General features: G+C 37.5%; 19 protein-coding genes. 6 read left to right on the plus strand and 13 right to left on the minus strand.

The features are described 5' to 3' along the window. Nucleotides 1–11: 11 nt before the first annotated feature. A complete protein-coding gene (locus FD16_RS08735) occupies nt 12–539 on the minus strand; it encodes a TetR/AcrR family transcriptional regulator (RefSeq protein ID WP_010621862.1) in 528 nt (175 codons plus the stop codon). A 95-nt stretch (nt 540–634) separates the two neighbouring features. Here FD16_RS08735 and FD16_RS08740 point away from each other — a divergent pair, with 95 nt between their 5' ends. After that, nucleotides 635–1357: a hypothetical protein gene (locus FD16_RS08740; RefSeq protein WP_010621863.1), complete on the plus strand. Its 723-nt coding sequence runs from the start codon at nt 635–637 to the stop codon at nt 1355–1357. A 147-nt stretch (nt 1358–1504) separates the two neighbouring features. On the opposite strand, the gene FD16_RS08745 is transcribed toward FD16_RS08740, so the two are convergent. The 8 genes from FD16_RS08745 to FD16_RS08780 all read right to left on the minus strand — a co-directional run bounded on the left by FD16_RS08745 (nt 1505) and on the right by FD16_RS08780 (nt 8182). Further along, nucleotides 1505–2692 carry an MFS transporter gene (locus FD16_RS08745; protein WP_010621864.1) on the minus strand — a complete coding sequence of 396 codons (1188 nt, stop codon included), beginning with the start codon at nt 2690–2692 and terminating at the stop codon, nt 1505–1507. A 97-nt stretch (nt 2693–2789) separates the two neighbouring features. Next, on the minus strand, nt 2790–3302 hold the full coding sequence (locus tag FD16_RS08750) for a MerR family transcriptional regulator (RefSeq protein WP_010621865.1): 513 nt from the start codon (nt 3300–3302) through the stop codon (nt 2790–2792). Nucleotides 3303–3313: 11 nt separating this feature from the next. Beyond that, nucleotides 3314–4309, minus strand: a complete 996-nt coding sequence (locus FD16_RS08755; protein ID WP_010621866.1) for a zinc-binding dehydrogenase — start codon at nt 4307–4309, stop codon at nt 3314–3316. A gap of 64 nt (nt 4310–4373) precedes the next feature. Then, entirely contained in the window at nt 4374–5210 is an 837-nt protein-coding gene (locus FD16_RS08760) for an SDR family NAD(P)-dependent oxidoreductase (protein ID WP_010621867.1), read from the minus strand. A 14-nt stretch (nt 5211–5224) separates the two neighbouring features. Then, nucleotides 5225–5728: an SRPBCC family protein gene (locus FD16_RS08765; protein WP_010621868.1), complete on the minus strand. Its 504-nt coding sequence runs from the start codon at nt 5726–5728 to the stop codon at nt 5225–5227. A gap of 104 nt (nt 5729–5832) precedes the next feature. Then, nucleotides 5833–6588, minus strand: a complete 756-nt coding sequence (locus FD16_RS08770) for an SDR family NAD(P)-dependent oxidoreductase (protein ID WP_010621869.1) — start codon at nt 6586–6588, stop codon at nt 5833–5835. 20 nt (nt 6589–6608) lie between these two features. Continuing rightward, nucleotides 6609–7535, minus strand: coding sequence for a DMT family transporter (locus FD16_RS08775; protein WP_010621870.1), 927 nt, complete (start codon nt 7533–7535; stop codon nt 6609–6611). A gap of 167 nt (nt 7536–7702) precedes the next feature. Continuing rightward, a complete protein-coding gene (locus tag FD16_RS08780) occupies nt 7703–8182 on the minus strand; it encodes a MerR family transcriptional regulator (RefSeq protein WP_010621871.1) in 480 nt (159 codons plus the stop codon). Between the two features lie 359 nt (nt 8183–8541). Here FD16_RS08780 and FD16_RS08785 point away from each other — a divergent pair, with 359 nt between their 5' ends. Then, entirely contained in the window at nt 8542–9222 is a 681-nt protein-coding gene (locus tag FD16_RS08785; protein WP_010621872.1) for a type 1 glutamine amidotransferase domain-containing protein, read from the plus strand. A gap of 21 nt (nt 9223–9243) precedes the next feature. Continuing rightward, a complete protein-coding gene (locus FD16_RS08790; RefSeq protein WP_010621873.1) occupies nt 9244–10362 on the plus strand; it encodes an NADH-dependent flavin oxidoreductase in 1119 nt (372 codons plus the stop codon). A 215-nt stretch (nt 10363–10577) separates the two neighbouring features. Here the strand turns inward: FD16_RS08790 and FD16_RS08795 are convergent, their stop codons facing one another. Next, on the minus strand, nt 10578–11705 hold the full coding sequence (locus tag FD16_RS08795) for an Mbeg1-like protein (protein ID WP_010621874.1): 1128 nt from the start codon (nt 11703–11705) through the stop codon (nt 10578–10580). Nucleotides 11706–11802: 97 nt separating this feature from the next. Further along, nucleotides 11803–12060 carry a hypothetical protein gene (locus tag FD16_RS08800; protein ID WP_010621875.1) on the minus strand — a complete coding sequence of 86 codons (258 nt, stop codon included), beginning with the start codon at nt 12058–12060 and terminating at the stop codon, nt 11803–11805. A gap of 616 nt (nt 12061–12676) precedes the next feature. Between FD16_RS08800 and FD16_RS08805 the strand changes: the two genes are divergently transcribed. Both FD16_RS08805 and FD16_RS08810 read left to right on the plus strand, forming a co-directional pair. Further along, on the plus strand, nt 12677–14272 hold the full coding sequence (locus FD16_RS08805; RefSeq protein WP_235778161.1) for a cation:proton antiporter: 1596 nt from the start codon (nt 12677–12679) through the stop codon (nt 14270–14272). Nucleotides 14273–14510: 238 nt separating this feature from the next. Next, on the plus strand, nt 14511–15116 hold the full coding sequence (locus FD16_RS08810; protein ID WP_010621877.1) for an NAD(P)H-binding protein: 606 nt from the start codon (nt 14511–14513) through the stop codon (nt 15114–15116). An 88-nt stretch (nt 15117–15204) separates the two neighbouring features. On the opposite strand, the gene FD16_RS08815 is transcribed toward FD16_RS08810, so the two are convergent. Together FD16_RS08815 and FD16_RS08820 are read right to left on the minus strand one after the other, a co-directional pair. Then, entirely contained in the window at nt 15205–16197 is a 993-nt protein-coding gene (locus tag FD16_RS08815) for a DNA/RNA non-specific endonuclease (RefSeq protein ID WP_010621878.1), read from the minus strand. A gap of 81 nt (nt 16198–16278) precedes the next feature. Continuing rightward, on the minus strand, nt 16279–18093 hold the full coding sequence (locus FD16_RS08820) for a glycerophosphoryl diester phosphodiesterase membrane domain-containing protein (RefSeq protein ID WP_010621879.1): 1815 nt from the start codon (nt 18091–18093) through the stop codon (nt 16279–16281). 175 nt (nt 18094–18268) lie between these two features. Here FD16_RS08820 and FD16_RS08825 point away from each other — a divergent pair, with 175 nt between their 5' ends. Then, nucleotides 18269–20254 carry an ABC transporter ATP-binding protein/permease gene (locus FD16_RS08825; protein WP_010621880.1) on the plus strand — a complete coding sequence of 662 codons (1986 nt, stop codon included), beginning with the start codon at nt 18269–18271 and terminating at the stop codon, nt 20252–20254. Nucleotides 20255–20335 lie beyond the last annotated feature (81 nt).

The raw sequence follows: 20335 nt of genomic DNA on the forward strand, positions 1-20335 counted from the left end.
TAACGAAATAACTAATGTGAAAAATTTTCGTGAACCAGTTTGGAAAATGTTTTAGATAGCTCACTTCTAGAAAAACTTTCTTGGTGATTTACCCAGTAAATATACACATTGACAATACCGCTGCTGACGTAATGCATAGTAATAATATCTTGAGAATTTGGATGGTTAGAATGGCTGCTCAGTAAAACGTTGAATAACATGTCATCTAAATGTTGCAATAATAATTGCTGACGGTGGTTCATGCATAGGCTTTTGAATCCAGCCAAATTTTCATCAAATATTTGGTCAAATGTCTGTACAAGATTTGCCTCAGTTGTTGATGGTGCATTAAGTGTGTTACTAACTCGTAGGGATAAATCGGATTCAAAATCGTCAAATACTTCAATAATATTGTCGTAGTGTAAGTAAAATGTTCTTCTATTCACTTCAGCTTGCTTACATAGGGCTGTAACAGTGATGTCTTGAATTGATTTGTCTTTCAAAAGTGTAAATAAACCATTCAGTAATAAATTCTTCGTTTTTCTTGTACGTGGGTCCATAATTGTCTCTCCTAATACACACTTTTTTAATTGTTGTGGTTAACCGGCCAATATAACAGGGTTATGTTATACACATTAACATAGGAGGTTCATTTATGTACACGATTAATCAAGTGATGAGCATCGTTTATCAACATCCGAGTGCCGTCATATTAATGGCATTATTAACATATGCATTCGGATTTGCACAGTATATTACGAGCATGATGATGCAAATCAAAGATAAAGAGGCACCGTTTTATTTTTGGATGCATGCTTGGTACTTCGGTCATGATCTGACATTTTCATTATTATTTTACCAATGGTTTCACGTTGTCCATTTTTGGCTATTTGAACTGTTGTGGGCAGGTTGTGTTGTTTTCGTTGGTATTGAAATTTTTTCTTTGTATTATTCGGTTAAATATGAACGTAATATCATTTGGCAAAAATTTTTGCGAAAGAATGTCACTTTCCAGCAAGGATGGACTTACGGAATTTTTGGATATGCTCTTGGATTTGCACTGTTTTTCCTAATTCGACTTGGACTTGGAGACCAGATGTGTTTAATTTTGATGATGTCGACCAACGCTATCTTAGCGTTAGCAGTATCATTTAAGCTTCAGGAAATTGGAGATCGACGGTTTGGTACGATTATGCTGGGATGGTACACACTGTTTGGCACAATATTTACCTTTATGCCTAAAGGCTATGGATTCTTTGCAACTTTAATAAGGTCTTTGGACGGTGCTTGGTTTAGCGTTTTAGGAATTATTTGCGTGTTATTCGCATTACGATACATTTGGTACGCTTATCATTTTCCACGTAAGATTTATCGCTAATAATAAAGAAGTTTGGCGAGAATAAAGTTACTTCGCTTCTGCAACATAAGAACCTCAGACTAATCATTCTTGATTTTAGTCTGAGGTTCTTATGCTCTTAGATTAGCTATTTACTGAATGTTTAATTTGAATTACGGCAACCTTAAATTATTTAGCTACAGTTGCATTGAGATTCTTTCGATTAAAAAAGTAAATCACCCAAATTAGTGGCAGTGTTACGATCATGATGAGATAAAATGCATGGAGAGGGAACAAACTTTTAAGGAGCCCGCCAATAATTGGTCCAAGCGACATTCCTAAATCCATGCCAACGTAAAAGGTACTGTTTGCTAAGCCGCGTTCTTCAATCGGAACCACTAATAACGAAGTTGCCTGACAAATTGAAAACATTAATCCGTAACCACCAGCGATACCCAATGCCGCAATGAACATCATGAAATTATTTGTCATGTGTACTAGTGCAAGCAAACCGATGATGGTACTTAGGAGACTGATGTACAAAAATTTACCGAATGCGACAGTATCAAATAGATCTTTAAGCGACAGCCGCAAGATAATGAGAATGATGGCATAGATGGGGAAAAACATTCCGACAGACACTTGCAGATGCAGATCGGCCACATAAGTGACAATATATGCTTGGGTAGCGAAATATGGGATGGCAAATAGCATTAGCATCATAGCAATTGGGAAAACTTTTGGTTGCACAATTCTCAGCTTTGTTGAAGCTTGTTGAGACGGGCGTTTTAATTTAACAGGTTCACCACGATCACCGACCAACTGCACTAGGACAATCATTAAAATACTTGAAATTGCTGAGGCGATAAACGCTTTAGAGTAGCCAAAATTTTGGTAGAGATAGATACCTAACGATGGTGCGAGCGCCATTCCGATTGCATTCATTAAGCCATAAAATCCCATACCAGCTCCGATTTTATTTTTTGGAAGCAGACTAGCCATCCAGGTTGCCATGCAAACAGTACAAAAAACGTACCCAACACCGTTAACAATTCTAAAAATAATCAGCAATGTTACGCTGGTGGTGAGGGTGTATCCAATGCTTGCAATCAGAAGACCTATGCCGCCTAACGACGCTAGTATGTACTTTGAATGATTGTCGGATAAATTGCCAGCGATTGGTCGTAACAACAATGATGTGATGTTCATCACACCGGCAACTAAACCGGCGATCAAAGTACTGCCACCAATACTCTTAGTGAAGCCAGTAATTAATGGGTTAATGAGCATTGGACTGGAAAGGTAAAAAAAGCTGGCAGCCAGAATTAAAATGATTTTCTTGTTATAAATTCTCTCTTTTGCTACATTTTTTGTCATAATAGTTAATTTCCTCTTTTAAGTTATATTGAAATGTAACTATTCCACTCTACACCTAAATGAATGACATGGCAAAAAAGTGCATGCGCACATTGATTTATCTGCGTGATTTATTTCGATAATCTTTAACGTTCAAAAAACTCTGAAGTTCTGACAGCTGATCAGTTGTTTTTAACCGATGTACATATTCTTCATCAATATTAGGTTTGACTTCATTTGTGCCATCAACAAAGTGCACAGATTCAGTACCAGCTTCAACCGCCGTATCGTAGTACCATTTTTTGAACTTCAAATAACTTAGAGTTTCCTGGAGATCATTAATTTGTTGGCGTAGTTCTTTTTCATGCTTGTTTAGTAAATCAGCTCTTTGTTCAAGTGTTGAGTCACCAACTAAGCGTAATTGAATGAATTTTGAGATATCAGCAATTGAAACACCTGCATTTTTAAGGCAGACAATGGTTCTCATTAAATGAACATCGTTGTCTGAAAATCTGCGTCGACCACTGTTGTCACGTTTGACAAATGGTAGTAATCCCTGCTTGTCATAATATTTTAGCGTGTCAATTGGAACCCCAAGTTGTTCTGACACTTGTCCAATACTGTAGTTCATAATTATTCTCCTTAATATTTGGCCTCAAAATCAACAACAATCTTTCCAACAACTGTGTGTGAGTTAATCAAATTGTGGGCTTGTCGTATTACTTGTGCTGCTAACGGTGCTACGATCGTTCTTGTAATTGTCGATTTTATTTGTCCATTATCCAGCAAATTAGCTAACAGTGCGAGTGATTCACCTTGTGATTCAAGGTTATATTCTAACGTTGATTTAGTAAACATTAATTCCCAGTCAAAACTGATTGATTTGGCCTGCAACTCGATAATATCAATTTTTTCAGACGTCAGGGCCACATTAACGATATGACCGAACGGCCGAACCATCTTTTTTGCAATATTAAAATATTTCGCTGTGTCAAATAGATTAACGACATGGTCAACAGAATTAAAGCCAGCTGTTTGGGCCTGGTCAACAATGTTGTTGTGGTAATCAAGTGGTACATCAACTCCATTCCTTTTGAGCCAATAAAAATTACCAGCACTGCTTGTAGCCAGTACCGTTAATCCCATCCAATGTGCCAGCTGCGTCAACATTGAGCCGGCGCCGCCAGCACCGTTAATAACTAAAATTGAACCACTGTTAACATTTTTTTGAGGGATAAAGCCAAGTTTGTCCACTAAAATCTCATATGCTGTTAACCAAGTCAACGGAGTGGCTGCAGCTTGATTTAACGGGATCTTTTTGGGGGCAAATGCTGTAATTCTTTCGTCGACAAGTTGGTATTCTTGATATGATCCATTTCTCTCCGTGCTTCCCGCATAAAAAATCATATCACCAGCCGTATATTTGCTCACTTTGCTACCAATACTAACTACTTCACCGATTGCATCGTATCCCAATATTCTGGAATCAGTGTTGGTAATTCGATGAATTCGTTTTATATCAATCGGGTTAATTGATATATCGTGTATTTTTACTAAAACATCATGGTTGTGAGGGTAAGGAACCTCTGCCTGTTGATCAATTAATTTTCTCTTTTCGTTAACAATTACCGTATTCATTAGAAATACTCCTTTTTATCTTGTATGTATATAAAAGATCTGACGATTAGGTCAGATCATAAAATTATTCAGCCGATGTATCAGCTTTTATCGAAGTAGCATAAAGCTGCTCAATTTCACTTAAAATTCCCGATAATTCATTTTTCATGCCGCTAGTTGCAAATTCGCCTAGCGGTAAATGATTTGGTATTTTTTTACCAGCTTTTACAGTATCGAAAATTATCTTTGCAATCATATGTGGATCTCCGGGAGCAGAAGTTTCACCAGCGGCAGCATTGTTGATCATATCCGCAAAATCGGAATAGTCATCTAATTTTACTGGTGCCGTTTTACCAGCATTCCACTTAGTTCGGGCACCACTTGGCTCAACAACCATGACCTTGATTCCAAGTGAATTTACCTCTTGCCGCAATGCATTTGAGTATCCTTCTACAGCAAACTTAGTGGCGCTGTACCATCCGAATGTTGGGATTGAAGTAATTCCGAGAACTGATGAAATGTTGATAATTAAACCAGAATTTTGAGCACGCATGGTAGGTAGAATACTTTTTGTAACGTTTGCTAGTCCAAAAACATTAACTTCGAATAATTGACGAATATCCGCATCATTGCTTTCTTCGATTGTTCCAAAGTAACCAAGGCCTGCGTTATTCACTAATACATCGATTGTGCCAAATCTTTTTTGAGCTGTTTTAACAGCATTCTTTATCTGATCGGAATTGGTCACATCAACCAGTACCTTAAAAATTTGACCGTGATTATATTGATCTAAGTAAGATAAATCATCCATTTTTCTAGCCGTGGCAATCAGATTTGAATCCGAATCTTGTGCAACGAACTCGGCCAGATTTTTGCCAAATCCGCTGGAAGTGCCAGTGATCATCCAAGTTTTATTGGTCATAATAACTTCCTCCATTATTTTCGTGAAGCTTGCACTAATCCGTCTAACCATGCTTGGTGACCGTTAAGCATTGGATTAGGATTTTGCTTGGCTAAATCTGCCGCTGGTTTACCAATTTGTGATTCTTGGGTTAGCAATCGAATCCGGGTATTGTCAAGCTTTTCGATTACAAATGCATGGTAGACGTCAAACTGAGTATCTTTATTACCATTCTGCCATCCGTGCCAAGATATGCGGGCGGTTTTACCATCGGTAGGTGCAACTAGTTCCATAACCTGAGCATCAATGGGAAATCCGAAGGTGTCAAAATGAAAATGTTCTGCAAAATGAAGTAGATTGTTTGATTTGTCATCTAAGTCAATATTTTTTGCGTTATCGTAGTATGATTCCCATTTACTGGTATCGACTAGATTTTGCCAAACATCCTGAAGTGTAATGTCAGTTGCAATAACCTCGTTAGAAACAAAGTTATCGGTTGTTCCTGGCAAATATTGAGTGGGCCAATTGATTGTTTTCATAAACATGATCTCCTTTATAATCTTACTTTTTGTAAGTTGATGAATACAGGTTACGACCTTGAGGCGAGTCCAGGTCAAGACTTTTTTGAAAAAAGTTTAGATTATTAGAGTAAACGACCGTTTCCCAATTCCAATTGGAAATTATCATTTACAAAACCGATTGATGCATTGCTATTGATTAGTTCAATTAAGAAATCAGCTAAATCTTTACTAGAGTTGTAGTTGGCAAAAATTTCGTCATAATTGACATCGTAGTTCAGATTTTTAGCAACGCGCTCAAACTCGGTATTTGTTGCATTAGGTGCCAATATTTTTGCACGCATTTTTGCTCCCTTACTGATTAATTCACGGTCTAGTCCTTCGGTTAATGCACTGACAAAAAATTTAGTTGCACTATAAATTGTGGTTTTAGGCCAAATTTGATACCCGGCACGTGAAGACACATTAATTAACTGTGCTTCATCATTTTCGTGATCTTTGACGAATAGCACCGATAATAGTGCTAAAGCTTCTGAGTTGGTTTGTACCATACTAATGACCTCTTCGGTTGAAAGTTCATCAACAAATTTAATTTTACCGAAACCAGCATTATTCACCCAAATATCAATGTTATATTGTTTATTTATTTGTTCGTACAATGATGGAATATCATTAATTTTGCTTAAATCCTGCTGAATAACAACGATATCTCGGTCAGGATATTTAGCGATAATTTTATCATGTAACTGATTTAGCAAATTAACTCGACGTGCGATCATGATTACATTGCGTCCGAGACTCGCAAATTTACGTACTGCTGCTGCACCAATCCCTGAACTAGCACCAGTAATAACTACATAGTTATCATTTTGATTTATCATAAATTAATTTCCCCCGATAATTATAAAAAGTGTACGGTGATAACACCGAGAAACATTGTTACCAGACCGATAATGCGAGTGAGCATTACACGATTAGTAAGTGATCCAAACAAACCAAAATGATCAATAAATGCACTAAAGGATAACTGGCCAAACAACGCGATAACGACAACTTGGCCTGTACCGATTTGAGGAACCAACCAGGCACTACCAAAGACGTAGGCGGCACCTAGAAAGCCACCAATCCAGATCCACCAATTTGTTTTCCCGGCATGAAAAGCATGGTAAAGGTTACTCGACGGAATTCTAAGAAATAATACAAGAACAATTAACATTACAGCACCTACCGTAAACGAAACCATGGCTGCATGCACTGATGATCCTAAAATGACGCCCAAGTGGCCATTAATAGCAGTTTGTGATGCCATTAAAAATCCTGCTCCAATACCGATGATTTGCCAAACTAGGTTGCCGCTATGGGAGTTATTGGTTGCAGACTTATTAGAAAGTGTTGTTGCAATCAACATACCAATAGTAACCAAAACTAGCCCAATTACCTTAAATACAGTTAGTGATGACTGTGGTGATCCGAATAAGCCAAACTGATCGATGATGACGCCCATAATAATTTGACCAAAAATTGGCAATACGGCGGTTTGAATGCTACCAAGGCGTGGGAAAAGCAGTAAATTTACTGTCAGTCCAATTACACCCAACAAACCACCAAGCCAAATCCACCATGGATTATCCGTAAAGGTTGATACCGTAATAAAGGGATCTACACCTGATAAAATTGTTAGAGTAATTAGAAATAATGCTCCAACTGTGAAAGAAACAGCAGATGCTATATATGGTGAAAAAACGTATTCTCGTAATTTTGAATTAACGGCAGTTTGCATGGCCAGACCGCTACCCATTAATACGGGAATTAAAGCTAATAAAAACATTCAAACAACTCCTTTTCTGTGTGCTAAAAAAGCGAATGAATGTATCTTACAAGCTGTAGCTAACTTCAGGTCAAGCAAAAAATAAAAAATATTTTATGTTCTTTAGGATGGCAATTTTTTATTAGCATTCAATCCATGAGAAAAGGAGATAAAAATTACCTTCGTAATTATTTATCTCCTAATGATTTTGCTGATTTTCCAGAATTAATGAGACTCTGATATTTTTTATAAGTTTTGGGATTAACCTGGGTTGAATCAGGCATTAAATGAATCTGTTCCGTTCCAGCTTCTAAAGCTGTTTTGTAATACCACTTTTTAAATCGTAAGTAGGACAGTGATTTTTCCAAAGTTTGGATTTGATCCTCTAAATTTTTTTCGTGCTGATCTAAAAAATCGTAACGCTGTCCAAGTGAATCATCACCATCCATGCGCCATGAGACAAAATACGCAATTTCTTTAATCGATACACCGGCACGTTTCAGGTCAAGAATCATTTGCATTAATTGCATATTGTCTTCTGTAAATCTTCGGCGTCCACCACTGTCACGTTTAACAAATGGCAACAATCCAGCATGATCGTAATATCTGATTGCTTCAACTGTTAATCCCATTTTTCTCGCAACTTCCCCAATTGAATATGTATTCACGTTAATTCCTCCAGACTAAAAAATATTTGACCTGTACTTAGCTTCAGGTGATATCTTATTTTATAATCTTAAAAATTCATGATCAAAAAATCAAGTTGAAGGAGGAATGCGTAATGAAAAACATTTTAATGATATGTGTGAGCAAATTCCATAATGACAGCAATCAACAGGTTACTTACTAAAAACACTTACAAATAAAAAGTTAAAATGTTTGTAATCCGAAAATGACCAACGTATAGTTTTTTTCATAAGCACGTATTAAAACAAGGACGGAGGCACTAATTATGTCAATGAGAATTAACGTTTGCAATTAAGGGATTGCAAAATAATAAAATAAAGCAAACTCGGAGGAAACTGTAATGACAAAAGTACTAGTTGTGTTAACCAATCATCAAAAATTTGATACCATCAATCGTGCCACAGGACTATGGCTCAGCGAAGCGACCCATTTTGTGAACGTTATGAAGAATAACAATATTGGCGTTGACTATGTCAGTCCCAAGGGCGGTTACGTTCCTGTGGATCCTGGCAGCATGGATTCATCACAGTATGACGAAATCAACCATCGATTTTACGATGATGCTGAATTTCGTAACCAAGCACTGGGAGCAAGCCTTAAGCCTAGCGAAGTGCAAGCAGCCAATTATGATGCCATTTACTTTGCAGGTGGCCACGGAACGGTTTGGGATTTTCCTAACAACACTGAGTTGGGTCTGATTGCCAAACAAATTTATGATAAGGGCGGAATTATTTCTGCTGTTTGCCACGGTGTTGTTGGTTTGTTATCAATTGAGGGAGATACCGGCAAATTCATTAACGGGAAAAATTTGACTGGCTTCACTAACGAGGAAGAAAAAATTAATGAGTTAACCAATGATGTACCATTTTTGGCAGAGGATGCATTAAAGAATGCAGGTGCCACCCATAACGCTTCTGCGCCATATACTAAAAACGTAGTTGTGGACGGTCGTTTAATTACCGGACAAAATCCACAATCGGCAGAGGGTGTTGGCGAAGCACTGATTGACGCACTTAAATAATTTGTTGGAGGATTTTTATTCATGAATCAGTTTGATACTAGTATTACTTTTCCAAACGGCGTGACATTAAAAAACCGCCTGATAATGTCACCAATGACAACTCTTCAAAGTTACTACGAAGGGACTGTAACTCAAGACGAGATTGACTATTATACTCGTCGAGTCAAAGGCCTGGGGGCAATTATTACTGGTGCTGCAAACGTTGAACCGCTGGGGAAAGGCTGGCAAGGAGAATTAAGTGTGGCTGAAGATGATAAAATTGCACAGCTTTCAAAGTTGGCACACTCGATTCAATCACAGGGTTCAAAGGCGATTTTGCAAATCTTTCACGCTGGTAGGATGACATTTCCAGCAACTTTATCCGGTGAACAACCGGTATCTGCCAGCGCAGTACCTGCAGAACACCGCGATCCTAACACACACGACGCTGTTCCGCGTTCCATGACTAATGCAGAAGTCTATGCAACGATTGATGCGTTTGGTGATGCCACCCGTCGGGCAATTCAAGCCGGATTTGATGGCGTTGAACTGCATGGTGCAAACACTTACCTGTTGCAACAATTCTTTTCACCACATTCTAATCGGCGTACCGATGAATTTGGTGGTTCTATCGATAAAAGATATACATTTATTGAAAAAACTCTAGAGTCAGTCTTTGCTGCCGTTGATCACTATGCCGATAGACCATTCATTGTCGGCTACCGTTTTTCTCCAGAGGAGTTCACTAATCCTGGTATTACGTTTGAGGATACAGGTTATTTAGTTGATAAACTGGTGCAAACTAAGCTCGATTATCTGCATGTGTCACTCGACAATTACAAGCGTGTGTCGATCGCTGACAATTACAAAAATCAAACAATTTTGAAATATTTACATCGCATGATTGACAACAAAAAGCCGTTGATTGGTGTCGGTGGCGTTCGTACTCGTGAAGACGTTCAAAATGTTCTGGGTAGTGCAGATCTAGTAGCCGTTGGTCAGCAAAAGTTGGTTGATCCAGATTGGCCGCTTAAATTAGCAAATAATGCGGATGACGCAATGATCAATGATGAATTCAAGAACGCAATTGAATACACGCCTCTTAACGCGCCATTGTACGATTTCTTGGTTGAAAGATACGGTTCCATACCTAATATTTAAAATATATTTTTTATTGTTAAATCTAATTATCAATAATTTATTGATAGTTCAGTATCCTCTTGATGGTGATTGATTTCACTGACAAGAGGATTTTTTGATGATTGAAGAAATGAAACTTAACTATTCTACAAATAGCATCGATTTTTTTAAAAATAAAAGCCCCATTTGGCTTGGGTTATTCCAACTCAAATGGGTATTAAAGAATGTCGCTATCATTATTTGAAAGGGTGGGTTTGTTTAACTTTAGCAATTAAAGCGGATTGTTTATTTTGTAAATCATTTCTGATTGAATATTTGAACTCAGCTGCGAATGAACTGACTAACTGATTAGTGACAAAACGCCAATTATTTTTAGTTTCCAAATTGACGTCACCCAGTTCAGTAATTAATAATTTTAGTGTTTGCTGCCAATCGTGACTTAATTCGCTAAATTTAATTGAATTAGTTTCTTTAAATAGTGCAAAAAGTGAATCTAAAAATTCCTGACGTGTTTGTTCATCCAAACTATTCAGCCATCTATTAACGGAGTTATGCGTGTGGTCTGACAGTTCATTAACAGAGGTTAACGTTACGAACTGATTCTGGTACACGTTCCAACTAAATGGATCATGTTGCTTAAATCCTTTGGCTACACTTTCAACCACTTGATAGTTAGTCTCCGGTTCGAGCAGTAGGCCAATAATGGACGCTTCTGGAATTAGTTTTCTTATGATTTGTCTGTCAAAACCAGAAATGGGTTCATTTAATCCAGGTCCGTCAACACTAAATGCGTGGATTATTCTATGTTTGTTATCGTTACTAGAATGTGTCACAACGTAAGCCGCTAAATTACCACCCTTTGAATGACCACCGAGAATAAAATTACCGCGGTATTTAGACGAAATTTCATTAAAATATCGTAAGGCGCTTTTTTGGGAAGGAATGGCATCCATGAACGTCATATTAAGATCTTCCTTCCAGTCAATCGTTGTGGCAGTGGTACCTCTATACGAAATGAAATACAGCTGATTATCGATTAAAAATGTGACTGCAGAAAATTGTTCCTCTGATTTGTGATCAAGGCGTGTTTTCCAATCCGACCAAGAAATATTTTTGAATCGGTTGCTACTACTTAGTGCGATTACTAAATCTAGATTAGCGGTTGGATTCCATGTTCCTTTCACAATTTCCTGTACAGTTTTGATATTGTTTAATCTTTTTAGAGTTCTGATATTTGAATCATTTAGGCATTCAAAATTTAGATACGCAAGCTGTGATAGGATTACACCATCAATCTCATTAAACGGGGCAGCACTAAAAGAGACATTACCAAATGATCTAACGTAATCAATCATATTTGCCATTTACAATATCCCCCCCAGATAGTCACATATACTATTAATTTTATAATGGGTTAATTTAACAAAACTGTCAGCAAACTTTTGCTTGGAGTTTTTAATATTATTCAGTCTTGGAATCTATCAGCCCTTGAAGCTTTTGAACGTCGGTAGTGGTACCAACTTGGATGAATGCATCACGTCTTAATATAAAGATTGGAAACCGGTTCTGATATTTTTCAATACCGGTCTTACGGGCATCAATAACCATTTGTGAAATGTCCGGATCATTGGCCATTGTTTGACGCATTACGGTATCAAAATCTTCACCTTTTTCAACTGAAACTATTGCAGTGACGTAGGAAACTTTTGTAACTTTCATAATATACTCCTTTAATTTACATATTTTGTTTGGTCTTTAAAAAATCTTGATAAGGTTGCTTCTGATGTAATGAGTGTAATTGTTGTTTAGCTAAATTACTAATTCTAAGGATGTTCCCTAATTCTTGGTTAGAAACGCTCGCAACGATTAGTTGAGCAACTTCATGGGTCGTAATATCATGATCAAGATCATTGGAAATGATATTAAATTCTTGAATAAAAACGTGATTAAAAATTAGCCAACCAACATTTACAGAGGATTGCGCATATTCGGTAGATGTCTCGGGCCGGGTGCTAATGATGTTTTGATCTTTTTCAATTTGTTCTTCAACTTGATCGACGTTTGTTAAATTAATGTTTACATTTGGTTTAAGCGTAGTAATTACCTCGATTAAAAAATTTACTTTTGTGCATTATAGACGGTAGATGCCGTTAAATTTTAATAAAGTACTGAAAACTGTATGAATTTATTATCATAGTAGCTTGCCTTAAAGTAAGCTTTAAGGCTTATATTAACATCATAGAATTGACGATTAAACAGATATGGTAATTTGGCTTCGTTAATGTATCTATTTTGGTAGATCACTAATAAAATAATATTGAAGATTTGAAAGGGGATGAATGAGTTGACACTGTTTATATCCACATTTTTAATTTTAATTACAGTCGCTATTAGTGACATCATTGCGCGCCTAGTTCCAAAAATATCAAGTACCTACATAAACGTTATTTTAGGAGTTATCGTTGCTTTGATACCCGCACTAAATAAACTGGTCATGGGTTTTCAAAATGAAGTGTTCATGATCCTTATTTTAGCACCGTTACTTTTTTTCGAAGGACAACGGACCCCGGTGCAGCTGATCGGAAAAAGAATTAAAAGTATTGTTGGCACCGCAATTATCCTTGCAATTATATCCGCATTTGTGGCAGCTGGTGTATTACATCTGACATTTGCCGTACCAATGTCGCTTGCATTAGTCATTGTGTCCATTAGCACGCCAACTGACGCAACCGCACTTGAGTCTGTCACGCAGGGACTAAAATTCAGAAACAGCGTCAAAAAACCATTAAAAATGGAGTCCCTGTTTAATGATGCGACTGGGTTAATTTTACTACAAGGAGCTATCATTTGGGTTAACACTGGTAGATTACAAATTTGGCATAATGGTGAACAGCTTTTCATCGCTGCCGGTGGTGGCATCCTGCTAGGAATTGTTCTTGCATTGCTAATTATGTTTTTTAGGCAATTTTTGGTTAGATCAAAGATTAATGTGATCTCATCACAAACACTAATTTACCTATTGACGCCATTCATTGTTTATTGGGTTGCTGAAAAAGTTGGTGTTTCAGGTATTATTGCGGTTGTTATAGCTGGTTTAGTAAACAATAGTGAAGCAGCCAGAAGTAGATTTTCATCTCCACGCCAAATGCATCTTGGGGTTGAATTAGTAAATTTTGCATCTAATGTTCTTAATAGTTTTGTGTTCGTCATCTTAGGTATTAACTTAGGTAGGATTGCAGTTGACCGCTATAAAATGATTACTACTTCACTGAATTGGCTGATGATTGGCATTGTCAGTTATTTAGTTTTACTGATTTGCCGCTATGTTTATGGCAGGTTATTAATTGGCGATAAAAGTAATAAATCTGCGATCTTATTTTCATTTGGTGGTGTACATGGGACTGTCACTCTAGCCATGACATTTTCAGTAATGGGAAATGGCCTGAGCGATCACACATTTGCATTAGTAATACTAGTTGAAACTGTCGTTATTATTTTAAGCATGTTGGTACCAACAATCTTGTTCAAGATAATTTTACCCGAGGATTGGGATGAAAAGCAAAAGGCACACACAATTGAAATGCTCAGAAATAGGGCAGTGCAAGTTGGTATTAAACAGGTTAAAAAGATGAAATTATCTGATGATGTAAAGGATTTGGTAATTTATGATTTAAAGGATCAAATGAGGGTGACCACATTTGGCAAGTTCTTAAATCAGTGGAAGAATATTACATTCAGAAGAGAGGTTCTTTCCAATATTAAGAGTGTAGAACAAAGAAGAGCACTAATGCAGGCATTTTCACACGAGCGAGATTACTTGTACTATATGGCCAAAAATCACATTGTGGATTCAAATTATGTCTATGAAGTATATACAGAAGTGTTATTGTCAGAGTCACTGGTCTTAGATCCTGATGGTCAAATGATTTAGTTAGAGTGTAAGATGAGTCGGGTAGCTATTTTAGTCCGTACGTTAAACAATTCTATTCTAACAGCATTATGTATTATACAGCTAAATAGAAAATATCATAATTGTATAATACAATTATTGTCGAAACTGGGTAAAAGCAGCAATTTTAAAAGGTAAAATAATTTTATTGAAATTACTTGCCTTGAAGTAACTTGAATGTTCTATAGTGTCATTATTAATTAGTTAGGGGGAAACAAAAATGACAAATGTATTAGTGATTGGTGCTACAGGTACAGTAGGCAACACTACAAGAAGATATTTTTTAGATCATACAGACGATCATTTGACATTGATGGCTAGGAATACAGGACGGCTGGGTAAACTTGATGAAACAAGAGAGAAGGCTATTGCTGGCAGTGTCACCGATCAAAAAGACTTAGCCAAAGCACTGGTTGGACAAGATGCTGTGTTTGCAGCTTTAAGCGGAAATTTAAAGTCTATGGCGAGTTCTCTGGTGGCCGCAATGAATGAGTCTAAGGTTAAACGACTGATTTTTATTACTTCAATGGGCATTTATAATGAAATTCCATCATCTGTCGGTGCAAATGGTAATCTGCGTTCAAATCCAGTTCTGCAAAACTATCGGGATGCTGCTGATGTGATTGAAGCATCCAATTTAGCATATACTATTATTCGACCAGGTTGGTTTGACAGTAGTACAGATACTAATTACGAAATTACACATAAGGGTGAGCCATTTGGAGGCCATGATGTATCTGTGACGAGCATTGCAGATTTAGTTACTAGGCTTGTACATGATCAAAGTCTGGGATTAAGGGATAGCTTGGGGATTAACCGTAAATAGTTTTAGAGTATAAAGGCTATTTGAACTTAATATATATAATTACAAAAAGGCTTGGGGATGAAAAATAGATTTTCACACCCAAGTCTTTTTAGTTTTTAGTCACTGATCCTGTAGCATAGTTAATGGTAATACCGGATTGGACATTAGGCACAAATACATTGAATTGGAGACTGCCATCAGATGATTTGGCTTCTATATGAGCGCCTGATGGTACCACATTATTGCCATCATAGACATCTGTTACTCGATAGCGAACAGTTTTATTTTGATCGAGTGCTTTTCGAACCATGCTTTCGTAGTAATTTTGACCCGTCGAATCGCTTTCCATTGCTTCGTTGGCCCAAGCAGTTTGTGTTGCGATGTTTTTAGGATTGGATTCTGAGGCATCGAATCCTTTAATGCCTCCAATTAATGCATACCCAAGTAAGTGGCCGCGATCATAGGCATGTGAATAACGGCCAGATAAATTGGTTAGCTGTTTAAAGCCAGCGGGTTTCCAATCACTAGCACCGTCGCCAGTTTCACTACGATTTTTATATTGACGAGTGGTCTTATTAAGTAGTGCATTGCCAACGGCGGGCCGATCACTCGCGTCAAGTTTATCTGTGGCGTATGGGGCGCTTGAGACATTTGCATTCATATTAGTTTGGTTATTGTTTATGATAAACGCGCCAGCACCGTTAAACTTAATTGAATTTCCTAGTTGTTGTTTAACGTTCTGGGTTAATACAGATTTTGCCAAAGATTCGCTTGGAGATTGGTCATTTGCAGATGATCCGTTTGATTTCTGAGTTTCCGTACTTGATAAATTACTAATTCCCAAAAATATAAGTAGATTTTTAATCCAGTGACCGTTGGCATAGTAAGTTTTACCATGGCTATTTTTATATTTTCCGATGTTACCTTTTGTTTGGTATGTGCTTTGAATATCCTTCGAACTTGTACTTCCATGACTTGCAGTTATGACTGCGGTATTAACTTGGTTGATTTGATTAGCTGCAACATTTGTGGCCGATGGTACAGTAATCAAAAAAATGGTCATCAAAGACAGTAGTGATCTGGACAGTATTTTTTTTAACATAAAATTGAGTTCCTTATTTATTCCGATTTAACACATTTAATTTTATCATAGGAACATTTGTTCGTACAATGCTTTTGGATGTTAATTTGGCACAGTTTCCGTGTACGAAGTGAGATTATCTAGTTCATCAGAATAGATTAACAGCCTGTTTGCGTAGGTTGGGTCATTAAAGGTGGAATTGATATTTTCCTTCAGTTCTTTCAAATTATCCGTAATGATGCCATCGACATTTAGAAATATCATTCTTGTCATGTCATCATTACTGTCAACTGTCCAAGCAAATACTTTCTGATGATTGTAATGAGCTTGCGAAACAAAGGAAGAATCTAATGTAGTTTCTTCAACCGTATAAGCATCGGCATCTGTCTGGGGGAAAGTTAAATTATATGGCAGAATAAAACTAACCGGCAACTTAGGGGTGGATTTTTTTAATCCTTTGATGACAGGGAAACTCAAAGAGTGGACCATATCATGATCCTTCATCAACCGTTTACCGTAGCGTTCCTTAAATAGCGACAACATATTTTTACTGTCGTGTTTGGTTACTTTAATCTCGACTAAAAGTTTTTGGTGGTCCTTTTCAGCTGCTGATAGGTAGTCAGAGAAGCTGGCAACGTGAGCATGGTAACCATTTTCTGACGCGGTTAGTTTGGTTATCTGTTTTAAGGTTAACTGGTAGGGACTCTTATTAACGCCAGTCAGATGTTTTAGATTTTCATCGTGCATTACCACAAACTGATGATCCTTAGTCTCATGAATATCCATTTCAACGTAGTCTGGTTTTTCTTTACTTGTTTTGTCCAGAGCTGGAATAGTATTTTGAACGCCATTGCCATCATCTACACCCCGATGTGAGATAGTGATTGGCTTGTCCAGAGTTGCTCCACGCAGGTAGTAAACGTTAAATGATATTTGACCAAACAAAAAGACAAGGATCAGTGCGATTGCTGATCTACGCCCAATTTTTGAAGACGATGCATGTAAACTAACTTGTGGTTCATTTGAGTGAATTGTTTCATATTTGTCATTGGCTAGTAACAGGAATAAAACAAAGATAACAAGCATGGCTGCAGATATCAGCCTCACAAATAGGGACATCAATCCCATATTGATGACCGCACCAGTAAATGCAACCACGTGTGATGATTTATCAAGTTGTGATTGAATGAGGTACAAAATAATTGAAATCAGTCCGGTTGATATGAACGTAGCAAGACCTAAAAAGCCTAACCTCCACAGGTATGACCATAGATGCGATTTAGTCATTCGCCAACTAATTTTGACCGCTGCAATGCCATGAACGTTATGCAGGATAACAAGAGGTAAAACTTGAATGAAACGTAGTGCTAAGTAAGACACGATGATTGCTAGGATGATCACTGGTACTAAATAATAAATGTTGGAGTAGATTGTTTGTAAAATAAACGCTGGAATTTGAATTTTAGCTAGTAGCGGAGACGACAGATAAAAGTCAGAAAATGGAAGGATGACTACAAAGTAGGGGATGAATAAAATAAATCCACTGAATCGAATGTGTGCTAATGAGTAGAGTGACTCTTTAACAATTTCAATGATTCGATGGTCATTTCCGTGCAGAATTCTATCGACTCCATTAATCAGAAACGCAAACTGAAAAAATACCAGTGCCAAAATAATGATACCGATAACAGCGAGTTCAACGAGTGCAAGTGGCCGTTTAGTTATTAGCCAACCAAGATTGTTATACGATACATAAGGAACGCGATTGATAACCATTGCAAGGCTAGTTATATACCGCATTAAGGGAACTAGAACATAACCAAGTAGTAGGTTCAAAGAGACAATGATTACCAAATATGCGGACCAATTTTTAAAGAACAGGCCAAACGACTTTCTAAAAAGATGATATTGACTCATTTTTAACCCTCCCAAAAAGCATTGAATACCTTGTTACATATAATTATGACACAAACAATCTTCAAATTACGTTGAATTTGCCCAAACGGGCAGAAAAGTCTACCCGTTAGACCGATGGCGACACTTAAAATCGCATGTATAGTGGTGTCATCAATTAAGTAGAGGAATGAGAGAATTGAGCTATTTAGAACTACGGGACATTCATAAGTCATATTACCTTGGTAAGGAAGAATTTCCCGTCTTGAAGGGTATTGATTTAGATTTTGACCTTGGCGATTTTGTATCGATTTTAGGTGAATCGGGTGGTGGTAAATCAACATTAATGAATATTATCGGTGGCCTTGACCGTGAGTTTCAGGGTAGTGTGACAATTGATGGTCACAGATTAGATCATACAAATGAAAAAGCATTAGATTCATACAGACGTGATACGATTGGTTATATTTATCAGGCATACAACTTGATTAGTCATTTAAACGTTTTAGATAATGTGCTGATTTCGTTAGATATGACGACTTTAAGTAAGACGCAAAGACATGATCGAGCTATGAAACTCCTCAAACAAGTGGGCTTAGAAGATCAGGCGCGTAAATATCCAAGCCAGTTGTCTGGTGGGCAGAAACAACGGGTGGCGATTGCACGGGCTTTGGCCAGTGATCCTAAAGTTATTATCGCCGATGAACCAACAGGTGCGCTAGATTCGCAAAATACACAAGAAGTACTCCAACTTTTGAACGAAATTGCGGAAGAAGGCCGACTAGTAATTGCCGTTACTCACTCCCAGTCTGTAGCGGATGCCGGCACACGAATTGTACACTTAGCTGACGGCCAGATTGATAATGATGAACGTTTGAGGGATCCATATCCGATTGCAAACGTGCAACGACTGGAATCACAACTGTTGCCAGCATCGGTATCGTATAGAACAGCGTATAAACATTTTAGATTTAATTTTTGGCGTAACTTTCTGATTGTTGTGGGCACGGCAATTGGGTTGTTTGCGGTGATTCTCTTCTCGGGACTTGGCAACGGTATTAGCGGATATGTTGATCAGCAAATTACTGATTTAGTTAATCCGCAGGCGGTTACCGTTGCAAGGTATCAGAAAACTAGTGGGCAGGCTGCACAACAACAAAGCCAAGCGCAGCAAATGTCAGCATCTGAATCATCAACGAGTTCAACCCTAACTACTAAACAAATTAACCAACTTGAAAACTTAAAGCATGTTAAGTCGGTCGATAAGGTTTATTCGGCTAGTTCGGTTACGACAAAGTATGATGGCAAATCAACTGTCATGAATACGCTAAAAAACTGGAATAGCAGTGTTACTAATAATACTGTTAAGTACGGTAGCAAACCTGGCAAGGGTGAAATTGTCATTGACAGGGACTCAGTCGCTAAGAAGCTTTCACCCAATAACTGGAAGAGTTTAATCGGTAAAACGATTACTTTGAGCTATCAAACGCAAGATAAGAGTGGGCAAACTAAGACAGTTAAAATTACGGCGAAAGTTTCAGGTATTTCGACTTCAAGTAATAGTATGTCAGCAAGTAACTACATTAGTACATCAACATTAACTAATGCAATGAATGAAAATAATATTAGTACCGCTTCCAGCAGTGTGTCTGTGAAGATCGATAAACTCGGTAATGTTAAGAAAGTTACTAAGGAAATGAATCATTTGAAGTCTAATAGCAAGCGTGTCTATTCGGCCACTTCTGTTAGCTCAATTATTGATAAGGTGCAGACTTATGTTAAGTTGATTACAAACATCTTGGCTGCGATAGCTGCTATTTCACTAGTCGTGTCAGCATTAATGATTATTGTGACGATGTACATGTCTGTCAGCGCAAGGACCAAGGAAATTGGTATTTTGCGAGCACTAGGTGAAAGCAAGAAGGATATTAGAAGATTATTTATTAGTGAATCTCTTATCATCGGAGTTTCAAGTGCTATTTTAGCAACAGTGATCGCCTTCTTAGGCGAATTGGTAGCCAATAGCTTACTATCACACATTGCTAGTTATGCATTTGTGCAGATCAGTGTTGGCAACGTCATCACAACGTTTGTCATTGCATTAGCCATCTCATTATTGGCGGCATTTTTACCGGCAAGAAGAGCAGCTAATTTGAACCCGATTGATGCATTGGCTTCGGACTAAAAACTAGACAGCGAAGCAGGCACGATTTGAGACCGGTGTCTAAGGAGCTCCCACAGATTAATCGCGAACTATGCGATTGAT

Origin of the sequence: Paucilactobacillus suebicus DSM 5007 = KCTC 3549 (assembly GCF_001434475.1) — a bacterium.
Taxonomy (GTDB): domain Bacteria; phylum Bacillota; class Bacilli; order Lactobacillales; family Lactobacillaceae; genus Paucilactobacillus; species Paucilactobacillus suebicus.